Here is a 19,045-nt window from a genome sequence, read left to right on the forward strand (position 1 = left end):
GGTCGCCCTCCCGCTCATGGCAAGCTAGCGGGCGGCGATTTCATTGGCAATCGACGCTGGCGCTGCCGGTGCGCAAGACCATTTCAGTCGTTGCAAATACATTGCAATCGCCTAATTTGGCGGCCGATGACGCCGCAGGACATCAGCAACCTGATTGTCCGGACTTCGATGAAGGACCGGGCTGCGTTCGATCTGCTGTACCGGCAGACCAGCGCGAAACTTTTCGGCGTCTGCCTTCGTGTATTGAAGGATCGGGGAGATGCAGAAGAGGCGCTTCAAGAGGTCTTCGTCAAGATATGGACGAAGGCGGACCGTTTCGCAGTTTCGGATCTGAGCCCGATCTCCTGGCTGGTGGCCATTGCGCGCAATCATGCGATCGATCGGATCAGGGCGCGGCGAGAGCCTGCCGCCTATATCGATGCCGCGCTCGACGTGGCCGATCCGGCGCCGGGGCCGGAGGCCATGGCCGTGGCGGGCGGTGAGTCCGGACGCATCTACCATTGTCTCGAGGAATTGGAGAAGGACCGGGCGGCGGCCGTCCGGGGCGCCTATCTGGATGGCAAAAGCTATGCCGAGCTGGCGGAGCGCTATGGCGTACCGCTGAACACGATGCGGACCTGGCTGCGTCGCAGCCTGTTGAAACTGAGAGAATGCCTGGAAAGATGACGCTGGCTGACGACAATGGACCGGAACGTGGGGGCGACGACCTGTTCGCCGCCGAATACGTTCTTGGCGTGCTGGCCGCCGATGAACGCGAGATCGCGTCGCGCCGCATCGATGCGGACGCCGCCTTCGCACGCCTTGTCGATGCCTGGGAGGCGCATCTTTCGCCGATGGCCGCCGCCTATTCGGAGACAGAGCCTCCGATCAGGGTCAAGGAAGCATTGGACCGCCGGCTGTTCGCTGCAGAGCCGCGCGCCGGCCTCTGGTCGAGCCTTGGCTTCTGGCGCGGTCTTGCCGCCGCCGCCATTGCGGCGCTGGCGATCTACATCGCCGTGCCCTACTTCCGCCCGCCTACCGAACTGCCGCAGACGCGGCTTGTCGCCTCGCTGGCGGCCGAAGGCAGCGACGTCAAATATCTCGTCGTCTACGATGCCGTCCGTCACGAGGTCGGCCTTTCCCACGTCTCCGGCGAGCGGGCCGCCGGCAAGGACTTCGAATTGTGGATGATCGAAGGCAAGAAGGCGCCGGTGTCGATGGGCGTCATCCCGGCCGGTGCGACCGCGCATTTGGCCATCCCGCCCGCCGTCCAGGAGAAATTGGCGCAAGGCGCCGTGCTTGCGGTCAGCGTTGAGCCTGCCGGCGGTTCACCGACCGGCCAGCCGACTGGACCGGTGGTCGCAGCGGGCGATCTGAAGAGCATCTGACCGCTTCTCATCTGTGGAAGCAGACCTGAAATCTATCTCCCACGATTTAAACGCCTGCAAAGCGTGTTGGCAGCTGTTGATCCGCGCCGGGCAAATTTCAGCGACACAATATTTTTTTGCGGAGAGGACGAAACTCCGGAATTTTCTATCGCGTATCTCCTTGCGTTCCCGAATGAGGGGGAACGATAACCCGAGGAGATTGAAATCATGCGTAAATTCGCTACCCTTTTGCTTGCCGGCACGGTCGCCATTTCTGAGCTCGCCACCATTGCCTATGCCCAAAATCCGATGGTCGGCGGCGCCGCCATGTATGCCCAGAAAAACATCGTCGAAAATGCTATCAACTCGAAGGACCACACGACGCTGGTCGCTGCCGTCAAGGCTGGCGGCCTGGTCGACACGCTGCAGAGCGCCGGCCCTTTCACCGTATTCGCGCCGACCAACGAGGCCTTTGCGGCACTTCCGGCCGGCACGGTGGAGACGCTGCTCAAGCCTGAAAACAAGGACAAGCTCGTCAAGATACTGACCTGCCATGTCATCGGCGCCAAGGCGATGGCCGCCGACGTCGCCAAGATGGTCAAGGATGACGGCGGCACCCATAGGGTCAAGACGGTCGCTGGTTGCGAACTGTCGCTCAAGGCCGACGGCGGCAAGGTCACCGTGACCGACGAGAACGGCAACGTCGCGAACGTGACGATCGCCGACGTCGAGCAGTCCAACGGCGTCATCCACGTCGTCGACAAGGTTCTCCTCCCGAAGATGTAACAAACGCACGCTGCCGGCGAAGATATCGCTAAGGGCCTCCCTGCGCACACTCCGCGCCGTTCACGCAAGATGTGGACAGGCGCGGAGTCCCGCTTTGAGGACAGCGATCGTCACCGGCTTTTGATTTCCGTGTGGCGGTCGAATTTGGCACAAGCAGTAACAGGAGGAATGGCCATGGACCGTCGCGAGCTTCTTTTGAGTGGTGCGGCAGCCATTGGCGTTGTCGCAGGCGCCACCGCGCTGCGTATGGGCGGAGCCCAGGATGCACGCGCGGCCGAGACTTTCGAGGTTACTAAGACCGAAGCCGAGTGGCGCGCCATCCTGTCCGACGCGGCCTTCAATGTGCTGCGCAAGGAGGGCACCGAATATCCCGGCACCAGTCCGCTGCTCAACGAGCACCGCAAAGGCATCTTCGCTTGCGCCGGCTGCGGCCTGCCGGTCTATTCGTCAGAGACCAAGTTCGATTCCGGCACAGGCTGGCCGAGCTTCTGGCAGGAAATCCCGAATTCCATCGGCAAGACCGTGGACAGGTCGTTGGGCATGACCCGCACCGAGGTCCATTGTCGCCGCTGCGGTGGCCATCTCGGCCACGTCTTCGACGACGGTCCGCCGCCGACCGGGTTGCGGCATTGCATCAACGGCGTCGCCTTGACCTTCAAGCCGGCGACGGCGTGAGGACGGCTGCGACCCTGACTTTGTCGGAGCGCGCTAGAGCATCGGACCCAAAAGTGCGAAGCGGTTTTGGGAAAATCCGATGCTCAAACAAAAAGTTGGAGCGGTGGAGTGTCCGCCGCTCCAAGACTTCGTAATGGTTGATTTGCGCATGACCCCGAAAATCGCTTTTCGGGGTCATGCGCGAGGGCGCCAGGCGGGGGATCCGGCGCGCCTCAATGGCCTCCGCCACCGCCGCCCTGAGCGGCTGGCTTGCGGATCACCAGGGTGAAGAGCCCAAGCGTCGCGAACAAAACCGTCAGCATGAAGAATACGTCCATGAACGACAGCAGCGATGCCTGCTGCTGGACCATGCCTGACAGTTTGGAGATGGCCGCCTTGGAGGCGTCGAGCCCGGCGGTCTGCTCGAAGTTGACCGTCATGTTCTGCAGCTTCTGCTGCGCAGCGGCACTTCCCCATTGCACGTGCTCGGAGAGCCTGGCGTAGTGGAAGGCATTGCGGTCGATCAGCACAGTGTTGATGACGGCCAGGCCGACGGCACCGCCGAGATTGCGGGTCAGGTTGAACAGGCCAGACGCATTCTTCAGGCGCTCCGGCGGCAAGGTTCCGAGCGCAATGTTGTTGATCGGCACCATGCAAAGCATCATCGAGCAGCCGCGCAGGATCTGCGGGATCAGCAGTTCATAGAAATCCCAGTCGGCGGTGAGATGCGTCATCCACCAGGTCCCGGTGGCGAAGCCGAAGAAGCCGATCATCATCATGATGCGCGGGTCCATCTTGTTCGACAGGATGCCGGAGATCGGCGCGGTGAAGAACATGGCCAGGCCGCTGACGAACAGCGCCTCGCCGATCATCATCGAATCGTAGCCGCGGATGCGCCCCAGGAACACCGGATAAAGATAGGTCAGACCGTAGAGGCCGATGCCGACGACGAAGGAGAACAGCGAGCCGAAGGCAAAATTGATATTGCTGAAGGCCCTCAGATCGACAATCGGCTCCTCGGCGGTGAACACGCGCCAGAAGAACAGCACCGCGCCGAAGGTCATGATGATGGCGCAAACGAGCACCGCCTGATCCTGCAGCCAGTCGTTGTTGGGACCTTCTTCCAGCACATATTCCATGCAGCCCAGAAAGGCGGCCATGCCGGCGAGCCCCCACCAGTCGAACTTGCTGAACAGCTTGAGATTGGGTTTGTCGAAGTCGATCAGCGACCAGGCGGCCGTCGTCACCAGAATGCCGGGCACGACATTGACCAGAAACAGCCAGTGCCAGGACATGGCATGGCTGATATAGCCGCCGACGGTCGGGCCGATGGTCGGCGCCAAGGTCGCCACCAGGCCGATCATCGGCGAGACGACGGCACGGCGCGACGGCGGGAAGATGGTGAAGGCGGCTGCAAAGACGCTCGGGATCATGCCGCCGCCGATGAAGCCCTGCACGGCCCGGTAGACGATCATCTGGTCGATATTGGTTGCGGTCGCCGCCAGCGCGCTGGCCGCGGTGAAGCCTGCCGCCGAGATCGTGAACAGCACGCGCGTCGACAGCATCCGGCTGAGGAAGCCCGACAGCGGGATCATCACCACCTCGGCAATCAGATAGGCCGTCTGCACCCACGGAATCTCGTCCGAACTGGCACTCAGGCCCGCCTGGATCTCGGCCAGCGAGGCCGAGACGATCTGGATGTCCAGGATGGCCATGAACATGCCGAACACCATTGCCAGGAAGGCGATGACGCGGCGTGTCGAGATGTGGTCGACCGGCACCGGCATGGCTGGCGCCGGTGTCGATCCTGCAGTCAGGGTTGCGGTCGCCATGACCTTTGCTCCCGGTTCCGCTTTACTTCGATGCCGAAGGCGCCGTGCGGCTGTCGACAGCGACGACGACGCTCAGGCCGGCGCGCAGCTTGCCCGTCTTCAGCACATCCGCGGGCACGTCGATGCGAACCGGAACGCGCTGCACCACCTTGGTGAAATTGCCTGTGGCATTCTCCGGCGGCAGCAGCGAGAACACTGCTCCCGAAGCCGGCGCCAGCGACGACACGGTACCCTCGATGTCTTGGCCGTCGATCGCGTCGACCGACACCCTGACCTTTTCACCGGGCACCAGCCGGGCAAGCTGGGTCTCCTTGAAGTTGGCGACGATGTAGAGCTTGTCCATTGGTACGATGACGGCGAGCTTCTGTCCGGGGCTGATCAGGTCGCCCTGCTCGACCGAGCGGTTGCCGACCACGCCGTCATAGGGTGCGCGCAACACGGTGAAGGACAGATCCCGCACCGCCTTGTCGTGGGCAAGCTGCAGCGAGGCCAGCGTGCTGGCCGATTCCGCGCGCTGCGCCTGGAGCACGCCGATATTGGCTTGAGCCGCCGCGATCTGTGCGTCGGCGCCGGCAAGCGCGGCATTGGCTTGCTCGACCGCCGTCTGGGCATCGTCCAACTGGGCCTGCGTACCGACGCGGGTCTTGAGCAACTGGGCGGCACGAACCTGAGCTCGCTTGGCATTATCGGCCGCGGCCTGGTCGGCGGTCTTCTGCGCCTGCGCCTGCTTGAGCGAGGCGCGCGCCGCCTCGGTCTGGGCATCGATGCGGTCGAGCGTCTTGCTCAACGTGGCGATCTGCGCCTCGGCCTGGGCAACGGCTATCTTGTAGTCGCCGTCATCGACGATCAGCAGCGGGTCGCCGTCCTTCACCTGCTGGTTCTCGGTCACTTTGACCTGATCGACGTAGCCCGAGATTTTTGGCGAGATGAACGCCGTGTCGGCCTGGACATAGGCGTCGTCGGTCGTGATCATGAAGCGCCCGTCTGTCCAGTAATCATAGCCATACCAGGCGCCGGCGCCCAGCAGGGCCAGGCCGATGATGGGCAGCAACATCGAGCGCATCGAGCGCTTCTTCTTGGCGGGAGCCAGCGGGGTGACGTCGGCGGGCTTGAGAGGGGCTTCCGGCGCTTCGATCGCAGGCTGGACCTTGGCGTTGGGGAAAGGGCGGACTTCGGCACTGGTGGGCGCGTTCGAGGACATGATATCTCTCTAAATTAACTGGCGCTGAACTTCATCAGACTGAACCGTTCGGTTCGATCTCGACGTTGACTTAGCGCTTAAAGAGGACCATATCAAGAGCAATCGAACCGGATGGTTCGAATTATTTTACGAGGTGTGACATTATGGCCGAAGCCCCCAAGGCCGCTCCTTTGCCTGATTCAGGCCCATTGCCCAGCGCTGGTAAGGACCAGTGCGATCTGCTGGACAGTCTGCCGCGCGGCCGCCCGGCCGCGGGGCAAGACCCGGTCAAGCGCAGCCAGATCATCGACGGTGCGCGCCGTGTCTTCATCGACAAGGGCTTCGAAGCCGCGTCGATGAACGACATCACGCGTGAGGCCGGCGTGTCCAAGGGCACGATCTATGTCTACTTCGCCAATAAGGAAGAGCTGTTCGAAGCGCTGATCGAGGAAGAGCGCGGCACGATTTTCAAGAACATGTATGAGGTGCTCGACCAGATCGGCGACCTTCGCCAGACGCTGGTGAAGTTCGGCATCGTGCTGTCCATGAAGATCACTTCGGCGAGGGTCATCCTGGCGCAGCGGACGGTGATCGGCGCGTCGGAACGCATTCCGGAGCTTGGCGCGCGATTTTACGAACGCGGGCCCAAGCGCGGCCATGACAGGGTCGTCGTTTTCCTCAACATGGCTATCGAACGCGGCCTGCTGAAGATCGACGACGTCGAGCTTGCCGCCTATCAGTTCACCGAGCTGTGCCTGGCCGGTCTGTTCCGCCAGTGCATATTCGCCTATCGCACCAAGGCGCCAAGTGCGGCCGAGATCGAACATATCGTCAGGTCGGGCGTCGATGTATTCCTGAAGGCCTACGGCACCGAACAGCTTGCCGAGCAGGAACGGGCCTCCAGCCTCGCCTGACAGGCTGCCAGGGTCGGTGGCCTATCCGCCGTTGGCGGCGAGCACGATCGCCGCACGCAATTCCTCGAGGCCCTCGCTCTTTTCCGACGACGTGGCGAGCACGAAGGGAAAGGCCGCCGGGCGTTTCTTTATCTTCTGGAGCGTTTCCTCGATCAGCCGCGGTACCCCCGCCGCCTTGATCTTGTCGGTCTTGGTCAGCACGATCTGATACGAGACCGCCGCCTTGTCGAGCAGCGACAGCACCTCGTCGTCCTTGGCCTTGATGCCATGGCGGGCATCGATCAGCACGTAGACGCGCTTCAGCGTCACCCGGCCCTTCAGATAGTCGAACACGAGCTTCGTCCACTCGTCGACCTTTTCCTTGGGCGCCGTGGCGTAGCCATAGCCCGGCATGTCGACCAGCGCCATTGGCGGCAGGTCGGCGCCTTCTCCCGAAAATCCGCCCGGCACGAAATAGTTGAGCTCTTGCGTCCGGCCCGGCGTGTTGGAGGTGCGCGCCAGCCCCTTCTGGTTGACCAGCGCGTTGATCAGCGACGATTTGCCGACATTGGAGCGGCCGGCAAAGGCGATCTCGGGCGGTCCCTCCGGCGGCAGGAATTTCATTGCCGGCACGCCGCGGATGAAAATCCAGGCTCGCGTGAACAATTCGATGCCGATCGTGGTCTTGCTCAACGCGTTCAAACCGCTGCCTCCAGAAGAAAAATATTGCTGCCACGAATGGCATCGAGATTGCGGCTGATTTTTTCCACCGGCCAGTGCCACCACGCCAGCGCCAGCAGCCGCCGGATGGTCCTGTCGTCGAAGCGCATCTTCACCACCTTCGCCGGATTGCCGGCGACGATCGCATAGGCCGGCACATCGTGCGTCACCACCGACTTTGCCGCGACGATGGCGCCGTCGCCGATCTTCACGCCCGGCAGCATCACCGCTTCCATGCCGATCCAGACGTCGTTGCCGACGATTGTGTCGCCACGCACCTCCTTCGACCATGTCGCCGGGTCGAAGCCTTCCTCCCAGCCGTGGCCAAAGATGTTGAACGGATAGGTCGAAAAGCCGGACATGGCGTGATTGGCGCCGTTCATGATGAAGCGCGCGCCTTCGGCAATGGCGCAGAACTTGCCGATGACCAGCCTGTCGCCGATGAACGGATAATGATGCAGCACGCATCTTTCGGCGAATTTGTCGGGTCCGTCAGGGTCGTCATAATAGGTGAAGTCGCCGATCTCGATATTCGGCGCCGTCACCAGCGGTTTCAGAAAGCCGACACGCGTGTGCAACGGGATCGGATGCTTGATCGATGGATTGGGTCCGGTCATATCGAGCTCCGTCGGGCAACTGCCAGCCAGGTCAAAATAGCGCGATCCGTCCGGCAGTACCAATCGCTTAATCCAGGCTCGCTTGGTCAAGGGGGGCAGCTTGTGCAAAAAGCCCCGGACGAACCGGGGCTTTTTGGGTTTCGCATCGTCGGAGCGCCGGCTATTCCGCCGGCGACGGTTTCTTGCGGAACAGCGCGACCAGATTGTCCCACAATTCGATCTTGGCGCCTTGCCGCTTCATGATCACGCCCTGCTGCAGGATCGACAGCGTGTTGTTCCAGGCCCAGTAGATGACCAGGCCGGCCGGAAAACCCGCCATCATGAAAGTGAAGATCACAGGCATCCAGGTGAAGATCGCAGCCTGCGTCGGGTCCGGCGGCGTCGGGTTCATGCGCATCTGCAGGAACATCGTCACGCCCATGATCAGCGGCCAGACGCCGATCATCAGCATGTGCGGCAAGGTGACCGGGATCAGCCCGAACAGGTTGAAGATTGATGTCGGGTCCGGCGCCGCCAGATCCTGGATCCAGCCGAAGAACGGCGCGTGGCGCATCTCGATGGTGATGTAGAGCACCTTGTAGAGCGAGAAGAACACCGGGATCTGCAACGCCACCGGCCAACAGCCCGCGAGCGGATTGATCTTCTCGGTCTTGTAGAGCTCCATCATCGCCTGCTGCTGCTTCATCTTGTCGTCCGCGTATTTTTCGCGGATCTCGAGCATCTTTGGCTGCACCTTCTTCATGTTCGCCATCGACGCGTACGATTTGTTGGCGAGCGGGAAGAACAGCGCTTTGACGATGACGGTGGTGGCGAGGATCGCCAGGCCGAAATTGCCGAAGAATTTGTACAGCGTGTCGATCAGCCAGAACATCGGCTTGGTGATGAAATAGAAATACCCCCAGTCGATCACCAGGTTGAACTGGCGAATATGACGGTCTGTTTCATAGGCGTTGATCTTGGCCACTTCCTTCGCGCCAGCGAAGACCTCGGTCTCGACAGTCGCTGACTGGCCGCCCTCGACATTGATGGGGTCGGTGAGGAAGTCAGACTGGTAGCGGTGCCGACCGTCCTCGAAATAGGCATAGCGCGGCTGGAACGGCTGCTTCTCGGTTGGCACCAGCGTCACTGCCCAGTATTTGTCTGTGATGCCAAGCCAGCCGTCTGTCGACTTGCCCGGCGTGACCTGCTTGTCCGACTCGATCTTGGAATATTTGTACTCTTGCAGGCCCTCGCTCCCGGTAACCCCGATCAGTCCCTCATGCAGCACATAGGTGCTGGCGACGGCCGGCTTGTCGTAGCGCGTGACGCGGCCGTAGTTGAACAGCGAAACGGGGCCGCTGCCGGAATTCTGCACCATATCCGAGATGGTGAACATGTAGTCGTTGTCGACCGAGACGGTGCGCTTGAACGTCAGGCCCTTGTCATTGGTGTAGGTCAGCGTCACCGGAGTCGACGGGGTCAGCGTCGGATTGCCGTTCACAGTCCACACCGTATCCGAGCCCGGCACGGTACCGGTCTTGTCGTTACCGACGAAGCCGATCTCGGCGAAATAGCCGGTGGGCAGCGTCTGCGGGTTGAGCAGCTCGATCTCGGGCGAATTCTTGTCGACCGTCTCCCTGTAATGCTTGAGCCGGAGATCATCGAGACGCGCGCCGGTGAGGTTGATCGAACCTTCGAGGCTCGGCGTGTCGATCTTCACGCGGCTGGTCGAGGCAATCGCCTGCTCGCGGCCGGCCGGCGTCACGACGTCGCCGCCAGGCGCGTTTGGAATGGCGCCCGGCTGCACCGGAGTTTCGCTGGCTCCCGGGCTGGTGCCTTGGGCGGCCTTCTTCTGCTCCGCCACGCGCTGCTCTTCGATGCGGGCGGCCTCGCGCTGCATCTCGCTGCGCGGCATCACATAGAAATATTGCCAAAGCGCCAGGATCAGCACCGACAGTGCGATGGTGATGAAGAAGTTGCGGTTGTTTTCCATCGAAGCCCTTGGCCTATCGTGTTCCACGCAATCTGCGGGAGAGTTCGGCCTTCAACTGGCCGAACGGAGTGGTAAGCACGTCTTCGCGCCCGACGATGACATAATCATTGCCGGGCGCCATGTCATCCGCGGCATGCGTGCGCACGGCCTCTCTGAGCCGCCGCCGAATGCGGTTGCGAACGACGGCGTTGCCGACCTTCCTGGTGACGGTATAGCCGACGCGCGGCGCTTCGCTGTCGCCGCGGCCCAGGACCTCGACGAGGAAAAGCCGCCCGCGGCGCTTTTCGCCACGGCGGACGGCCAGGAATTCCGCGCGCTTCAGAAGCCGCTTGGGATGGGCACCCGTTGGCTTGCCGGTTGCGGGCAACGATCTTGTCTCTCGCTTGGTGCTCAGGCGCTGAGACGTTTGCGGCCGCGGTTGCGGCGGGCTGCGACGACGCCGCGGCCACCTTTGGTGGCCATGCGGGCGCGGAAACCGTGCCTGCGTTTGCGGACGAGTTTGGACGGCTGGTAAGTACGCTTCATTTGTTTAAATACCGCGGGGTGCGGCCCTTCTTGATTCTGTCACTTTGTAACAGGAGCTTTGCCGGGCCGGTTTTGGCGCGATCGAAACCGCGCCGGGACGAATGGCCCGAGCGTGAGCGGGCTTATAGAAAGAAGGGTTTTGGAAGTCAATCCAGCGTCGGGCCGGCATTGTCGGACCCGGCAGGGAAGCCTTGCGGCCCTTTGTCCGGCTTCGACCAAGGATGAATTTGGCAAAAAAGCCGCAATCGCCTAATCTCACCCGATCAAGCGATCGTGAAGACGAGCAGTCCTTAAGACAAGCAGCCGTGATGACAGGCAGCCGTGACGACGAGCATGAGTGAAGTCCCAGCAACCGAGGAAAGCATCGCCCAGGCGAAGGCGGCGACCCGCAGGGTGCCGCTGGCGCGCGGCCTGTCGACCAAGCTGCTGCTGCTCACCATCGTCTTCGTGCTCTTGGCCGAAATCCTCATCTTCGTGCCCTGGATTGCCAGCTACAGGCTGAGCTGGCTGAAGGAGAGGCTGAGCACCGCCGCCGCGGTTTCAATCGTCCTGGTGCAGGGCGAACCTGCCTCGCTGTCGCGTGCCGCCCAGAACGACGTGCTGATGGCGATCGGCGCCAAGGCGATCGCCGTCCGCGACGGCGGCGTCTCGCGGCTTCTGGTCGTGGCCGAAATGCCGCCGCAGGTCGACGAGCATATCGATATCGCCAATGTCGGCATGATCAAGGGCATGACCGGCGCGCTGGACACGCTGTTTTTCGGCGGCAAGCGCATGCTGCGCGTTTTCGGCCCGGTCGGCGACAGCGACAAGGAATTCGAGCTGATCATGCCCGACCACCGCCTGCGCAATGCCATGCTGATCTATTCGCGCAACGTCGCCTTCGTCTCGTTGCTGATCTCGCTGTTCACCGCCATGCTGGTCTACGCCGCGATAGACCTGATCATGATCGGCCCGATCAGGACGATGACACGCTCGATGCTGTCCTTTTCCGAGGCGCCCGACGATCCCGGTCGCATCATTCACCCCGCCGCGCGGGGCGACGAGATCGGCGTCGCCGAACGCGAGCTGTCGCAGATGCAGGAGCGGCTGCAAAAGATGCTGACCGAGCAGAAGCACCTGGCCGATCTCGGCCTGGCCGTGTCGAAGATCAACCACGACATGCGCAACATCCTCGCCTCGGCGCAGCTGATGTCGGACCGCCTGCGCCAGGTCAAGGACCCGACCGTGCAGGCCTTCGCGCCAAAACTGCTGCGCGCGCTCGACCGTGCGGTGTCCTATTCGGAGGGCGTGCTGGCCTATGGCCGCACCCAGGAGCCGCCGCCGTCGCGCCGCAGGCTGCGGCTGCGCCAGCTGGTCGAAGACGTCCAGGGCCTGCTCGACATCGAATGCGGTATCGAATTCGTCAACGCCGTCGACCCGGTGCTCGAGGTCGACGCCGATTCCGACCAGCTGTTCCGCGTGCTCACCAATCTTAGCCGCAACGCCGTGCAGGCGATGGCGGCGGACACCGAGAGCGCGGTGGTGCGCCGCCTGACCATAGCGGCCGAGCGCATCGGCAGCGTCAGCCGCATCGTCGTCACCGACACCGGTCCCGGCCTGCCGCCAAAGGCGCGAGAAAACCTGTTTGCGGCATTTCGCGGCTCGGCCCGCAGCGGCGGCACCGGCCTTGGCCTGGCGATCGCCCATGAATTGATCCGCGCCCATGGCGGCACGGTGGAACTGGTCGAAAGCATCGGCGGTCGCACCACATTCGCGGTCACCATTCCCGACCAGCCGGTCCGGCTCGACCAGGCCCGCAACGGTCTGCGCCGCCCGGCGTAACGAACCGTTTCGTTACGGGCTGTTTCAATTCGCAAATGGTTGGTCCGAGGCTATGAGCCATCGGCTCGGCCGCCGTGCAACGGCGTGTTTCGTTACGGACCGTTTCGATTGGCAAATGACCGGTCCGAGAAGACGACCTATCGGCTCGGCCGCCGCGTGACGCGGTCTTGCCTTCGCCGGCCGGCACATGACGGCAAAACTTTTGGCCAGGATCGGCTTGCTTTTCGCAAATTCAGTCGCTAGGGAACAGCTCACATTCGCGGCCGGTCGCCAGGATCGGTTCGCGGGGCTATGCAAAGCATGGCCTGTTGCGCGCCCGTAGCTCAGCTGGATAGAGCACCAGACTACGAATCTGGGGGTCAGGAGTTCGAATCTCTTCGGGCGCGCCAAATACCCACCGATCGCACGATATAGCCCGATTCCCATCAGACTACGCCCGCGCAAAGAGCGGGAGATAGTCCGCGAGCGAAAGGCGTAGAAACGGCGGCGTTAGGCGGTGGAAAAGGTTGAATCTCTCGGGTTGAATGGCTGATTTCTGATCAGCAGGCACGTGCCATATATCACTTGGGTGGCATGAGCCATTTCACTCTAAATCTACTTCGGTTGCGAACGTAGAAGGCCGCTGATTGCCGCGAAGTTTATCAATAAGACCTCGTTGCAGGCGCCCGTTGGCCTCGGTGCGTGCTGTAGGCTAAATACAAGGCAATGGCCGTCGTACAAAAGGTGACACCGGCGCTGATAAAGAACACAACGCTCAAACCTGCTCGATCGGCAGCCCATCCCAACGCCGGGCTTCCTAGAGCCATCGCGACATCGAGAAAGACCGTGTAGATGCCCATTGCCAGCCCGCGGCTTTCAGGCGAGGTGTCACGGACAGCCTCGACACCCAGACCGGGATAGACGAGCGAGTAGCCGAGTCCCGCGAGAGCGGCTCCGGCGGATGCCATCATCGTGCTTCGGGCTAATCCCATGAGGATCAATCCGGCCGCTTGCACCAGAACGAACACCAAGGCGATTCTCGCGCCGCCGAACTTATCCGGCAGATGGCCAAACATCATTCGCGCCACGATCAACGCCGCGCCAAAGGCAGTGAAGGCAAGCCAGACGGGCTGCCAGCCGTGATTGGCATAAAGGAGCGAGCTGAATGCGAGAATGGCGCAATAGCCGATGCTGCTAAGCGCCGCGCCAAGTCCGGGTAGCCAGACCGCTCCAATCACGCCGCCAAAGGTGGATCTCGTCCGTGCCGATAGGACGGGCGGACTCGGCGCTCGCAACAGGAACAGCAGAACGAGCAGTGGCGCCAAGGTCGTGATAAGGCCGATCGCGACAAAGCCGTACGGTACAAAGAGCATCGTGCCGAGCGGACCGCCGAAGGCGAGCGCCGCGAACATGGCCGTGCCGACCCAGGCGATGACCTTCCCCGCATGGCCGGAATCGACCATGGCCAATCCCCAGTTCACGCCCCCGGTGATGATGAAGCTTTCGGCTCCACCGAGCACCGCACGTCCCACCAGAAGAATCGCAACCGAGAGGGTTGGCGAACTCACGAAGGTCAAGGACAGGAGATACAGCAATCCAGCACCGGCTGCGGCGATCAGGCCGAGCACGACGCTGCGTTTGCCGCCATTCGCATCCGAATAGGTGCCGGACCATATGCGCGTGATCAGAGACGCGGCAAATTGCGAGCCCGCAACCAGGCCGACGACGAAAGTTCCGAAGCCGAGATCCTGATTCACATGCAGCGGCAGCACCGGCAGGGCCGCGCCGATGACGAGGAAGCCGGCCAACACGGCCGCCATGATCGGCAGCAACGTCACGGCGACCGATGGCGGCGGTCTGGACAATGAGGGCAATTGAGTCATCGCGACCAGCAGCGTTCAGTTGGCGGACCGCTTCTCGAACACGGAGCGCGCAACAGCGGCCGCCGAGAAAGCGTTCGGCCATCCGGCGTAGTACGCGAGATGGCTGATGGCTTCGGAGGCTTCCATGCGCATCAGTCCGTTATCCATCGCCCGGTTGAGATGGTAGGAAATCTGCTCGACCTGGCCGGCCGAGATCAGGGCGCTGACCGTCACCAGACTGCGATCGCGCGGGGCGAGATCGGGCCGCAGCCACAAGTCGCGAAACAATATGTCGGTCGTATCCCGCACCAATCCCGGCGATGCCGGTCCCGTGCCCTGCGCGACGCCGGCGGCGCGATCGGCCTCGGCTTTTTCGTCCAGCGGCAGGAAATCAACCATGGCCTTGGGGAGCTGGTCGGGTCCGACACCGCGCGCCGCGAACACCTCCTTCGTGATGCCCGTCGCGGCAATCGCATTGCCCCAGCCGGCATAGAAGGCGAGATGCGTGATAATCTCTGAGATTTCGGCCGGCTTCACCCCATTGTCGAGTGCGAGATGCACTTGCTCAGGCAGGAGAATGCCCTGGTTGCGCGTGATCACGGCAGCGATAGTGACGATGCTGCGATCCCGCAGCGACAGGCCCGGCCTCTTCCAGAGGCCATTTGCAAGCTTCTCATCGGCGTAGCGCTCAAGCGCGGGCGAAACGGTTCGCACGTCTTCGCGGGACAGGCTGCCGGTCTGCGATCCGGTTTGCGCGGCGGTATCGACGGCTCCCATGGAAAGAGCGAGAGCCAGAACGGTCGAGGTTTTCATGATGAAGCCTTTCGTTCCGTTATCCCGTCAGCGGTATTGCTCGTCGGAAACAGGTTCGAGCCAGTCGACGTTCTTGCCGTCCTGCATGTAGCTCAAGGCGATATGCGCCATGGGGCTGATCGCGGTCGCTCCATGCCAGTGCTTCACGCCGGCCGGAATCCAGACCACATCGCCAGGATTGATGCCGCGCCGCTCTTTGCCCTCTTCCTGCACCCAGCCTTGACCGCTCGTGACGATAAGCATCTGGCCTGCCGGATGGGTGTGCCAGACCGTCCGCGCGCCGGGCGCGAAGTTCACCAGTCCGGTGCTCGCCCGCGTAATGTCGGTAGGCGGATAGAGCGGGCTGATGACCGCCTGCCCGGTGAAGTTGTCCGCCGCTCCGATCACGGCCGGCGTGCTGCCGTTCGTGCGGATTTCGATGGTCTCGGCCTCGGCCGGCATCAGGCCGACCGTGCTGATCGCAGCGGCAGCGAGAATCTTCTTCATGTCGGTCTCCTTCTGCGTTTGCGGCTTCTTGCCGTTCTCGGTGAATGATGCGGGTTTTGTCCGACAGCCGCGGCATTGTCCTGATGCGCAGCGGCTTCCAGGTTCAGGACAGCATTTCGACGCGCAGCGGATGTTCTCCGCGCATCAGAAGCGGCGCCGGTCCCTGGTCTAGTCGCCCAAGCCGGATCAGGCCGCGCGACCAGCGATAGGGACCATGAAACATCGCAAGATTGCCCCAGGGGGCGTAGTAGCAAAGATCGCCAGCTGCCTCGTTCCCGAAGCGACCGCTGCCTTCCTCGGTGAGCTTGCGCGGCAGATAGGCGATCTTCTCGTTGGACGAATAGTCGTCGATCGTCAGGTCCAGCGGCAGCATCGAGACCAGATCGTCCGCGGAAGGATTGTTCTCCAGCGTCGCCGTGAAATCCTGATCTGCAAAAACAAATCTCAGGCGCATCGGGGCTCCTTTCGTACCCTGGGTTGTGGAGGTCTGAGAGCGCACCGAAGAGGGAAGCGCGAAGCCGGCAGCGCCTGCCAGCAAGGTGCGGCGTGAAAGCCATGCGTCGCGTGTCATTTAAGGTCTCCCAATCGGTGCGGCCATGTCCATTGTTCCGGCACACGGCCGCACCCTTCGATGATACGGCCCTGTTAAGCGGCCAGATGCTGACCGAAGAAGCTGGTAAGCCTGTCGAACGGAATCAGGTCCACACGGTCGTAGAGATCGACGTGACCGGCGCCCTGGACCCAAACCAGTTCCTTCGGCTCGGCTGCCAGTCTGTAAGCTTCCTCGCTGAACTCCTTCGAATGCGCCTGATCGCCGCTGATGAACAGCATTGGGCGCGGCGAGATCGTCTCGATGTCGTTGAACGGGTAGAAGTTCATGAATTTGACATTGCTGGTCAGCGTCGGCCTGGTCGTTATCTGGTCGGAGACACCCGCCGGGGTAAACTCTCCGCGGGGTGTCCGATAGAAATCGTAGAACTCACGCTGGATGGGATGCGTCGACGCGGTCAGTTTGAGATCGGTTCCGCCCGTATACTGGATCTGGCCGCCTTCGAATTCGGAGTAGCGCTGCTCGGCGGCCGCCGCGATGATCTGCTTCCGTTGCTCGACGCTTAGCGAGTGATTGAGTGCGTTTCGGTTCGCCGCGCCCATGTCATACATGCTTACCGTGGCGATGGCGCGCATGCGTGGGTCGATCTTGGCGGCGCTGATGACGAAGCTGCCGCTGCCGCAGACACCAATCGCGCCAATACGGTTGCGGTCGACGAACGCGCGTGTCCCGAGGAAGTCCACCGCCGCGCTGAACGCCTCGGCATAGACATCCGGTGAAACGATCTGTCGGGCTTCGCCCTCGCTCTCGCCCCAGAATGGCAGATCGATCGCCATGGCGATGAAGCCCTGCTCGGCCATCTTGGTGGCATAGAGGGTCGCGCTTTGCTCTTTCACCGCGCCCATTGGATGGCCGACGACGATGGCCGGATGACGTGCATTGCGGTCAAGGTTCTTGGGAACGAGCAGATTCCCCGCGACATTCATCTGGTATTGGCTTTTGAAGGCGACCTTTTCGAGCGTCACCTGATCGCTCGTGTAGAAATTGTTTGCACCGTTCGACATGTCTTGAGCCTTTGCGAAGTGAATGTTGAAGAGTGACGCCGCACTGAAAGCGGCTGCGCCGGCACCGGTCAGCTTCAAAAGCTCGCGCCGGTGGATTTCACGCTCTGATGTTTTCGTATCAGGGGTATTCATAGGCATTTCCGATCTCCTGTAGGTTTGGGTTGAATTGAGCCACTCGCCGCCTTGGCCAGTCCTCTCTCCGTCATCAGACGCCGGCCGGTGCCGATCAGCGCGATTGCAAAGCCGGCCAGAACCAAGCTGCCGATAAAGGTCGCGGAGATCGTCAGGCCATCCAGCAGCACCCCTCCGACTATCGCGCCCAGAAGGATCGAAGCTGGATCGCCACGACCATCAGGCTGCCGGCGGCCTCGGGCGCATCGTCCGCATTTTGCGACATCCATGTCATCCAAATCACCGACATCGCGGTAATGCGTTGTTGCAGTGCAAACCTAATGGTTTTGACATAAAACGATTACCCGTCGAAATTGGCATGAACTAATCGACTACATCGAATAATCTGTTGCGAGATGGCAAACGAAGGAAGCTCATGGCCAGAACCGATCTCAATCAACTGACGTGGTTTCAGGCCGTCGCCGAGGAGCGCAGCTTCACCAAGGCAGCGGCAAAACTCGGCGTCGCGCAATCGACGCTCAGTCACACGATCAAGCAGCTCGAAGCTCGCATGGGCATACGCCTTCTGACCCGCACGACGCGTAATGTGGCGACGACCGTTGCAGGCGAAAGGCTGCTACAGACGATCGCTCCGCGCATTGGTGAAATCGAAGACGAGATCGCAGCGCTGATGGCGTTCCGCGAAAAGCCGTCAGGCTCGATCAGGTTGACCCTGTCCGACCACGCGCTCGAAAGCGTGGTCTGGCCGAAGCTTAAGCCGGTCCTCAGCGCCTATCCCGACATCGGCGTCGAACTGATCCTAGACAGCACCTTCCGAAACATCGTCGAGGAAGGCTTTGACGCCGGTGTCCGGCTTGGAGAGAGCGTCGAGAAAGACATGATCGCGGTCCGCATCGGCCCGGACTGGCGCTTGGTCGCCGTGGCTTCGCCGCGATACTTCGCGGCGCACGGTGTGCCTGTGCATCCGCAGGATCTGGTCCGTTACATCTGCATCAACATGCGCCACGAAACCGCCGGCGGTCTGTACGCATGGGAGTTCGAGAAGGATGGACAGGCGCTGCGTGTCCGTGTGGACGGTCAACTTACCTTCAACAACACCTACGCCATGATCGACGCCGCAGTGAGTGGCTATGGCATCGCCTATGTTCCCGAGAACATCGTGGAGCGGCACATCGCCTCAGGATTGCTGGTGCAGGTCCTCGACGACTGGTCGCCCTTCTTCGATGGCTATTTCCTCTATTATCCGAGCCGCCGTCAGAATCTTCCCGCGTTCAAGGTCATTGTCGACGCGCTACGCCATCGGGAATGAAGCGAGAGAATCTAAACCCGCGCGATTGGCTCACGCCCCATTTGGGAGGGCTCTAGAGGGCAATAGAGTAGACATAGTTCTCATCATCGCCATTAAACTCATGCCCACCCCGGGAACATAGGTAACAGAATCTAGAGCATTTTGCAGCCAAGTGGAATCACTTGGCGTCGCAGAAATGCGGCTAAAACAAATAGATAGAGCGGGATGCACGGTTCAATTTGAACGCATCCCGCTCTCTCGCCTGTGGTCGGAAGGTCGCGAGGAGTGAGCGCCGTCCCTGCCAAAAGAGCGGTGTCGGCTGAAGCTGCTCAGTCGGCCTGCTTAACCTCCGGACCTGGTTCAGTCGGCGGAACTGGCGTGCAATCTTGGCCGGTGCATTCCTGCACAGGATCGTTCGCCGGCGGGAGACAGTTTTGGCCTTCACAATGAACGGGCGGCTGCGCTGTGGCGGCTTCGTTGTTCGGCGGCACAGGCCGATCCTCAGCGCGAACGGCCGGCATTCCA

Annotated in this window: 20 protein-coding genes and 1 tRNA gene; 8 read left to right on the forward strand and 13 right to left on the reverse strand. The window is 61.8% G+C overall.

Annotated features, from left to right (window positions below; all coding sequences use genetic code 11):
* Positions 1-126: 126 nt before the first annotated feature.
* The 4 genes from AC0L2Y_RS14080 (at position 127) to msrB (ending at position 2,807) form a co-directional block, all read left to right on the forward strand.
* Positions 127-666 carry a sigma-70 family RNA polymerase sigma factor gene (locus AC0L2Y_RS14080; protein ID WP_023718207.1) on the forward strand — a complete coding sequence of 180 codons (540 nt, stop codon included), beginning with the start codon at positions 127-129 and terminating at the stop codon, positions 664-666.
* Positions 663-1,367 carry an anti-sigma factor gene (locus AC0L2Y_RS14085; protein ID WP_473557205.1) on the forward strand — a complete coding sequence of 235 codons (705 nt, stop codon included), beginning with the start codon at positions 663-665 and terminating at the stop codon, positions 1,365-1,367. Before AC0L2Y_RS14080 ends, AC0L2Y_RS14085 begins: the two co-directional genes overlap by 4 nt.
* A 207-nt stretch (positions 1,368-1,574) precedes the next feature.
* Positions 1,575-2,132 (forward strand): fasciclin domain-containing protein, encoded by a 558-nt coding sequence (locus AC0L2Y_RS14090; protein ID WP_473556987.1) that lies wholly within the window; start codon positions 1,575-1,577, stop codon positions 2,130-2,132.
* A 174-nt stretch (positions 2,133-2,306) separates the two neighbouring features.
* Positions 2,307-2,807 (forward strand): peptide-methionine (R)-S-oxide reductase MsrB, encoded by a 501-nt coding sequence (msrB, locus tag AC0L2Y_RS14095; RefSeq protein WP_473556989.1) that lies wholly within the window; start codon positions 2,307-2,309, stop codon positions 2,805-2,807.
* 212 nt (positions 2,808-3,019) lie between these two features.
* Here msrB and AC0L2Y_RS14100 read toward each other — a convergent pair whose 3' ends face one another.
* Together AC0L2Y_RS14100 and AC0L2Y_RS14105 are read right to left on the reverse strand one after the other, a co-directional pair.
* Entirely contained in the window at positions 3,020-4,573 is a 1,554-nt protein-coding gene (locus AC0L2Y_RS14100; RefSeq protein ID WP_352490571.1) for a DHA2 family efflux MFS transporter permease subunit, read from the reverse strand.
* A gap of 67 nt (positions 4,574-4,640) precedes the next feature.
* Positions 4,641-5,819 carry an HlyD family secretion protein gene (locus AC0L2Y_RS14105; RefSeq protein ID WP_473556991.1) on the reverse strand — a complete coding sequence of 393 codons (1,179 nt, stop codon included), beginning with the start codon at positions 5,817-5,819 and terminating at the stop codon, positions 4,641-4,643.
* A gap of 143 nt (positions 5,820-5,962) precedes the next feature.
* Here AC0L2Y_RS14105 and AC0L2Y_RS14110 point away from each other — a divergent pair, with 143 nt between their 5' ends.
* On the forward strand, positions 5,963-6,712 hold the full coding sequence (locus AC0L2Y_RS14110; RefSeq protein ID WP_352490516.1) for a TetR/AcrR family transcriptional regulator: 750 nt from the start codon (positions 5,963-5,965) through the stop codon (positions 6,710-6,712).
* 21 nt (positions 6,713-6,733) lie between these two features.
* On the opposite strand, the gene yihA is transcribed toward AC0L2Y_RS14110, so the two are convergent.
* The 5 genes from yihA to rpmH form a co-directional block, all read right to left on the reverse strand.
* Positions 6,734-7,393 carry a ribosome biogenesis GTP-binding protein YihA/YsxC gene (gene yihA, locus AC0L2Y_RS14115; protein WP_473556994.1) on the reverse strand — a complete coding sequence of 220 codons (660 nt, stop codon included), beginning with the start codon at positions 7,391-7,393 and terminating at the stop codon, positions 6,734-6,736.
* Positions 7,390-8,028, reverse strand: coding sequence for a CatB-related O-acetyltransferase (locus AC0L2Y_RS14120; RefSeq protein ID WP_473556996.1), 639 nt, complete (start codon positions 8,026-8,028; stop codon positions 7,390-7,392). The genes yihA and AC0L2Y_RS14120 overlap by 4 nt, the downstream gene beginning before the upstream one ends.
* Before the next feature lie 160 nt (positions 8,029-8,188).
* Positions 8,189-10,000, reverse strand: a complete 1,812-nt coding sequence (gene yidC, locus AC0L2Y_RS14125) for a membrane protein insertase YidC (protein ID WP_473556999.1) — start codon at positions 9,998-10,000, stop codon at positions 8,189-8,191.
* A gap of 13 nt (positions 10,001-10,013) precedes the next feature.
* Positions 10,014-10,367 (reverse strand): ribonuclease P protein component, encoded by a 354-nt coding sequence (rnpA, locus tag AC0L2Y_RS14130; RefSeq protein WP_352539960.1) that lies wholly within the window; start codon positions 10,365-10,367, stop codon positions 10,014-10,016.
* 23 nt (positions 10,368-10,390) lie between these two features.
* Positions 10,391-10,525, reverse strand: a complete 135-nt coding sequence (gene rpmH, locus AC0L2Y_RS14135; protein WP_008833937.1) for a 50S ribosomal protein L34 — start codon at positions 10,523-10,525, stop codon at positions 10,391-10,393.
* Positions 10,526-10,858: 333 nt separating this feature from the next.
* On the opposite strand from rpmH, the gene AC0L2Y_RS14140 reads away from it, so the two are divergent.
* Together AC0L2Y_RS14140 and AC0L2Y_RS14145 are read left to right on the forward strand one after the other, a co-directional pair.
* A complete protein-coding gene (locus AC0L2Y_RS14140) occupies positions 10,859-12,346 on the forward strand; it encodes an ATP-binding protein (RefSeq protein WP_473557001.1) in 1,488 nt (495 codons plus the stop codon).
* Between the two features lie 312 nt (positions 12,347-12,658).
* Positions 12,659-12,735, forward strand: a tRNA-Arg gene (locus tag AC0L2Y_RS14145).
* A 252-nt stretch (positions 12,736-12,987) separates the two neighbouring features.
* On the opposite strand, the gene AC0L2Y_RS14150 is transcribed toward AC0L2Y_RS14145, so the two are convergent.
* The 6 genes from AC0L2Y_RS14150 to AC0L2Y_RS14175 all read right to left on the reverse strand — a co-directional run bounded on the left by AC0L2Y_RS14150 (position 12,988) and on the right by AC0L2Y_RS14175 (position 17,501).
* A complete protein-coding gene (locus AC0L2Y_RS14150; protein WP_473557004.1) occupies positions 12,988-14,208 on the reverse strand; it encodes an arabinose transporter in 1,221 nt (406 codons plus the stop codon).
* 15 nt (positions 14,209-14,223) lie between these two features.
* A complete protein-coding gene (locus AC0L2Y_RS14155) occupies positions 14,224-15,000 on the reverse strand; it encodes a carboxymuconolactone decarboxylase family protein (protein ID WP_473557006.1) in 777 nt (258 codons plus the stop codon).
* 27 nt (positions 15,001-15,027) lie between these two features.
* A complete protein-coding gene (locus AC0L2Y_RS14160) occupies positions 15,028-15,486 on the reverse strand; it encodes a (R)-mandelonitrile lyase (protein WP_473557009.1) in 459 nt (152 codons plus the stop codon).
* Between the two features lie 103 nt (positions 15,487-15,589).
* Complete coding sequence (locus tag AC0L2Y_RS14165; RefSeq protein ID WP_473557010.1) at positions 15,590-16,057, reverse strand: cyclophilin-like fold protein; 468 nt, start codon at positions 16,055-16,057, stop codon at positions 15,590-15,592.
* A 74-nt stretch (positions 16,058-16,131) separates the two neighbouring features.
* A complete protein-coding gene (locus tag AC0L2Y_RS14170; protein WP_473557014.1) occupies positions 16,132-17,238 on the reverse strand; it encodes an alpha/beta hydrolase in 1,107 nt (368 codons plus the stop codon).
* On the reverse strand, positions 17,229-17,501 hold the full coding sequence (locus tag AC0L2Y_RS14175; RefSeq protein ID WP_352565650.1) for a hypothetical protein: 273 nt from the start codon (positions 17,499-17,501) through the stop codon (positions 17,229-17,231). The genes AC0L2Y_RS14170 and AC0L2Y_RS14175 overlap by 10 nt, the downstream gene beginning before the upstream one ends.
* Positions 17,502-17,647: 146 nt before the next feature.
* Between AC0L2Y_RS14175 and AC0L2Y_RS14180 the strand changes: the two genes are divergently transcribed.
* A complete protein-coding gene (locus AC0L2Y_RS14180) occupies positions 17,648-18,541 on the forward strand; it encodes a LysR family transcriptional regulator (RefSeq protein WP_352490507.1) in 894 nt (297 codons plus the stop codon).
* The last annotated feature ends 504 nt before the right edge of the window (positions 18,542-19,045 follow it).

It is taken from the genome of Mesorhizobium sp. WSM4830 (assembly GCF_055811495.1).

Bases quoted from the DNA above. Each gene is read 5' to 3' on its own strand.
- AC0L2Y_RS14085 (WP_473557205.1), top strand. From the start codon at position 663: ATGACGCTGGCTGACGACAATGGACCGGAACGTGGGGGCGACGACCTG.
- AC0L2Y_RS14160 (WP_473557009.1), bottom strand. From the start codon at position 15,486: ATGAAGAAGATTCTCGCTGCCGCTGCGATCAGCACGGTCGGCCTGATG.
- AC0L2Y_RS14180 (WP_352490507.1), top strand. From the start codon at position 17,648: ATGGCCAGAACCGATCTCAATCAACTGACGTGGTTTCAGGCCGTCGCC.
- AC0L2Y_RS14080 (WP_023718207.1), top strand. From the start codon at position 127: ATGACGCCGCAGGACATCAGCAACCTGATTGTCCGGACTTCGATGAAG.
- AC0L2Y_RS14140 (WP_473557001.1), top strand. From the start codon at position 10,859: ATGAGTGAAGTCCCAGCAACCGAGGAAAGCATCGCCCAGGCGAAGGCG.
- AC0L2Y_RS14105 (WP_473556991.1), bottom strand. From the start codon at position 5,819: ATGTCCTCGAACGCGCCCACCAGTGCCGAAGTCCGCCCTTTCCCCAAC.
- AC0L2Y_RS14155 (WP_473557006.1), bottom strand. From the start codon at position 15,000: ATGAAAACCTCGACCGTTCTGGCTCTCGCTCTTTCCATGGGAGCCGTC.
- AC0L2Y_RS14170 (WP_473557014.1), bottom strand. From the start codon at position 17,238: ATGCCTATGAATACCCCTGATACGAAAACATCAGAGCGTGAAATCCAC.
- yidC (WP_473556999.1), bottom strand. From the start codon at position 10,000: ATGGAAAACAACCGCAACTTCTTCATCACCATCGCACTGTCGGTGCTG.
- AC0L2Y_RS14110 (WP_352490516.1), top strand. From the start codon at position 5,963: ATGGCCGAAGCCCCCAAGGCCGCTCCTTTGCCTGATTCAGGCCCATTG.
- msrB (WP_473556989.1), top strand. From the start codon at position 2,307: ATGGACCGTCGCGAGCTTCTTTTGAGTGGTGCGGCAGCCATTGGCGTT.
- rpmH (WP_008833937.1), bottom strand. From the start codon at position 10,525: ATGAAGCGTACTTACCAGCCGTCCAAACTCGTCCGCAAACGCAGGCAC.
- AC0L2Y_RS14175 (WP_352565650.1), bottom strand. From the start codon at position 17,501: ATGGATGTCGCAAAATGCGGACGATGCGCCCGAGGCCGCCGGCAGCCT.
- AC0L2Y_RS14100 (WP_352490571.1), bottom strand. From the start codon at position 4,573: ATGCCGGTGCCGGTCGACCACATCTCGACACGCCGCGTCATCGCCTTC.
- AC0L2Y_RS14120 (WP_473556996.1), bottom strand. From the start codon at position 8,028: ATGACCGGACCCAATCCATCGATCAAGCATCCGATCCCGTTGCACACG.
- AC0L2Y_RS14150 (WP_473557004.1), bottom strand. From the start codon at position 14,208: ATGACTCAATTGCCCTCATTGTCCAGACCGCCGCCATCGGTCGCCGTG.
- AC0L2Y_RS14165 (WP_473557010.1), bottom strand. From the start codon at position 16,057: ATGACACGCGACGCATGGCTTTCACGCCGCACCTTGCTGGCAGGCGCT.
- AC0L2Y_RS14090 (WP_473556987.1), top strand. From the start codon at position 1,575: ATGCGTAAATTCGCTACCCTTTTGCTTGCCGGCACGGTCGCCATTTCT.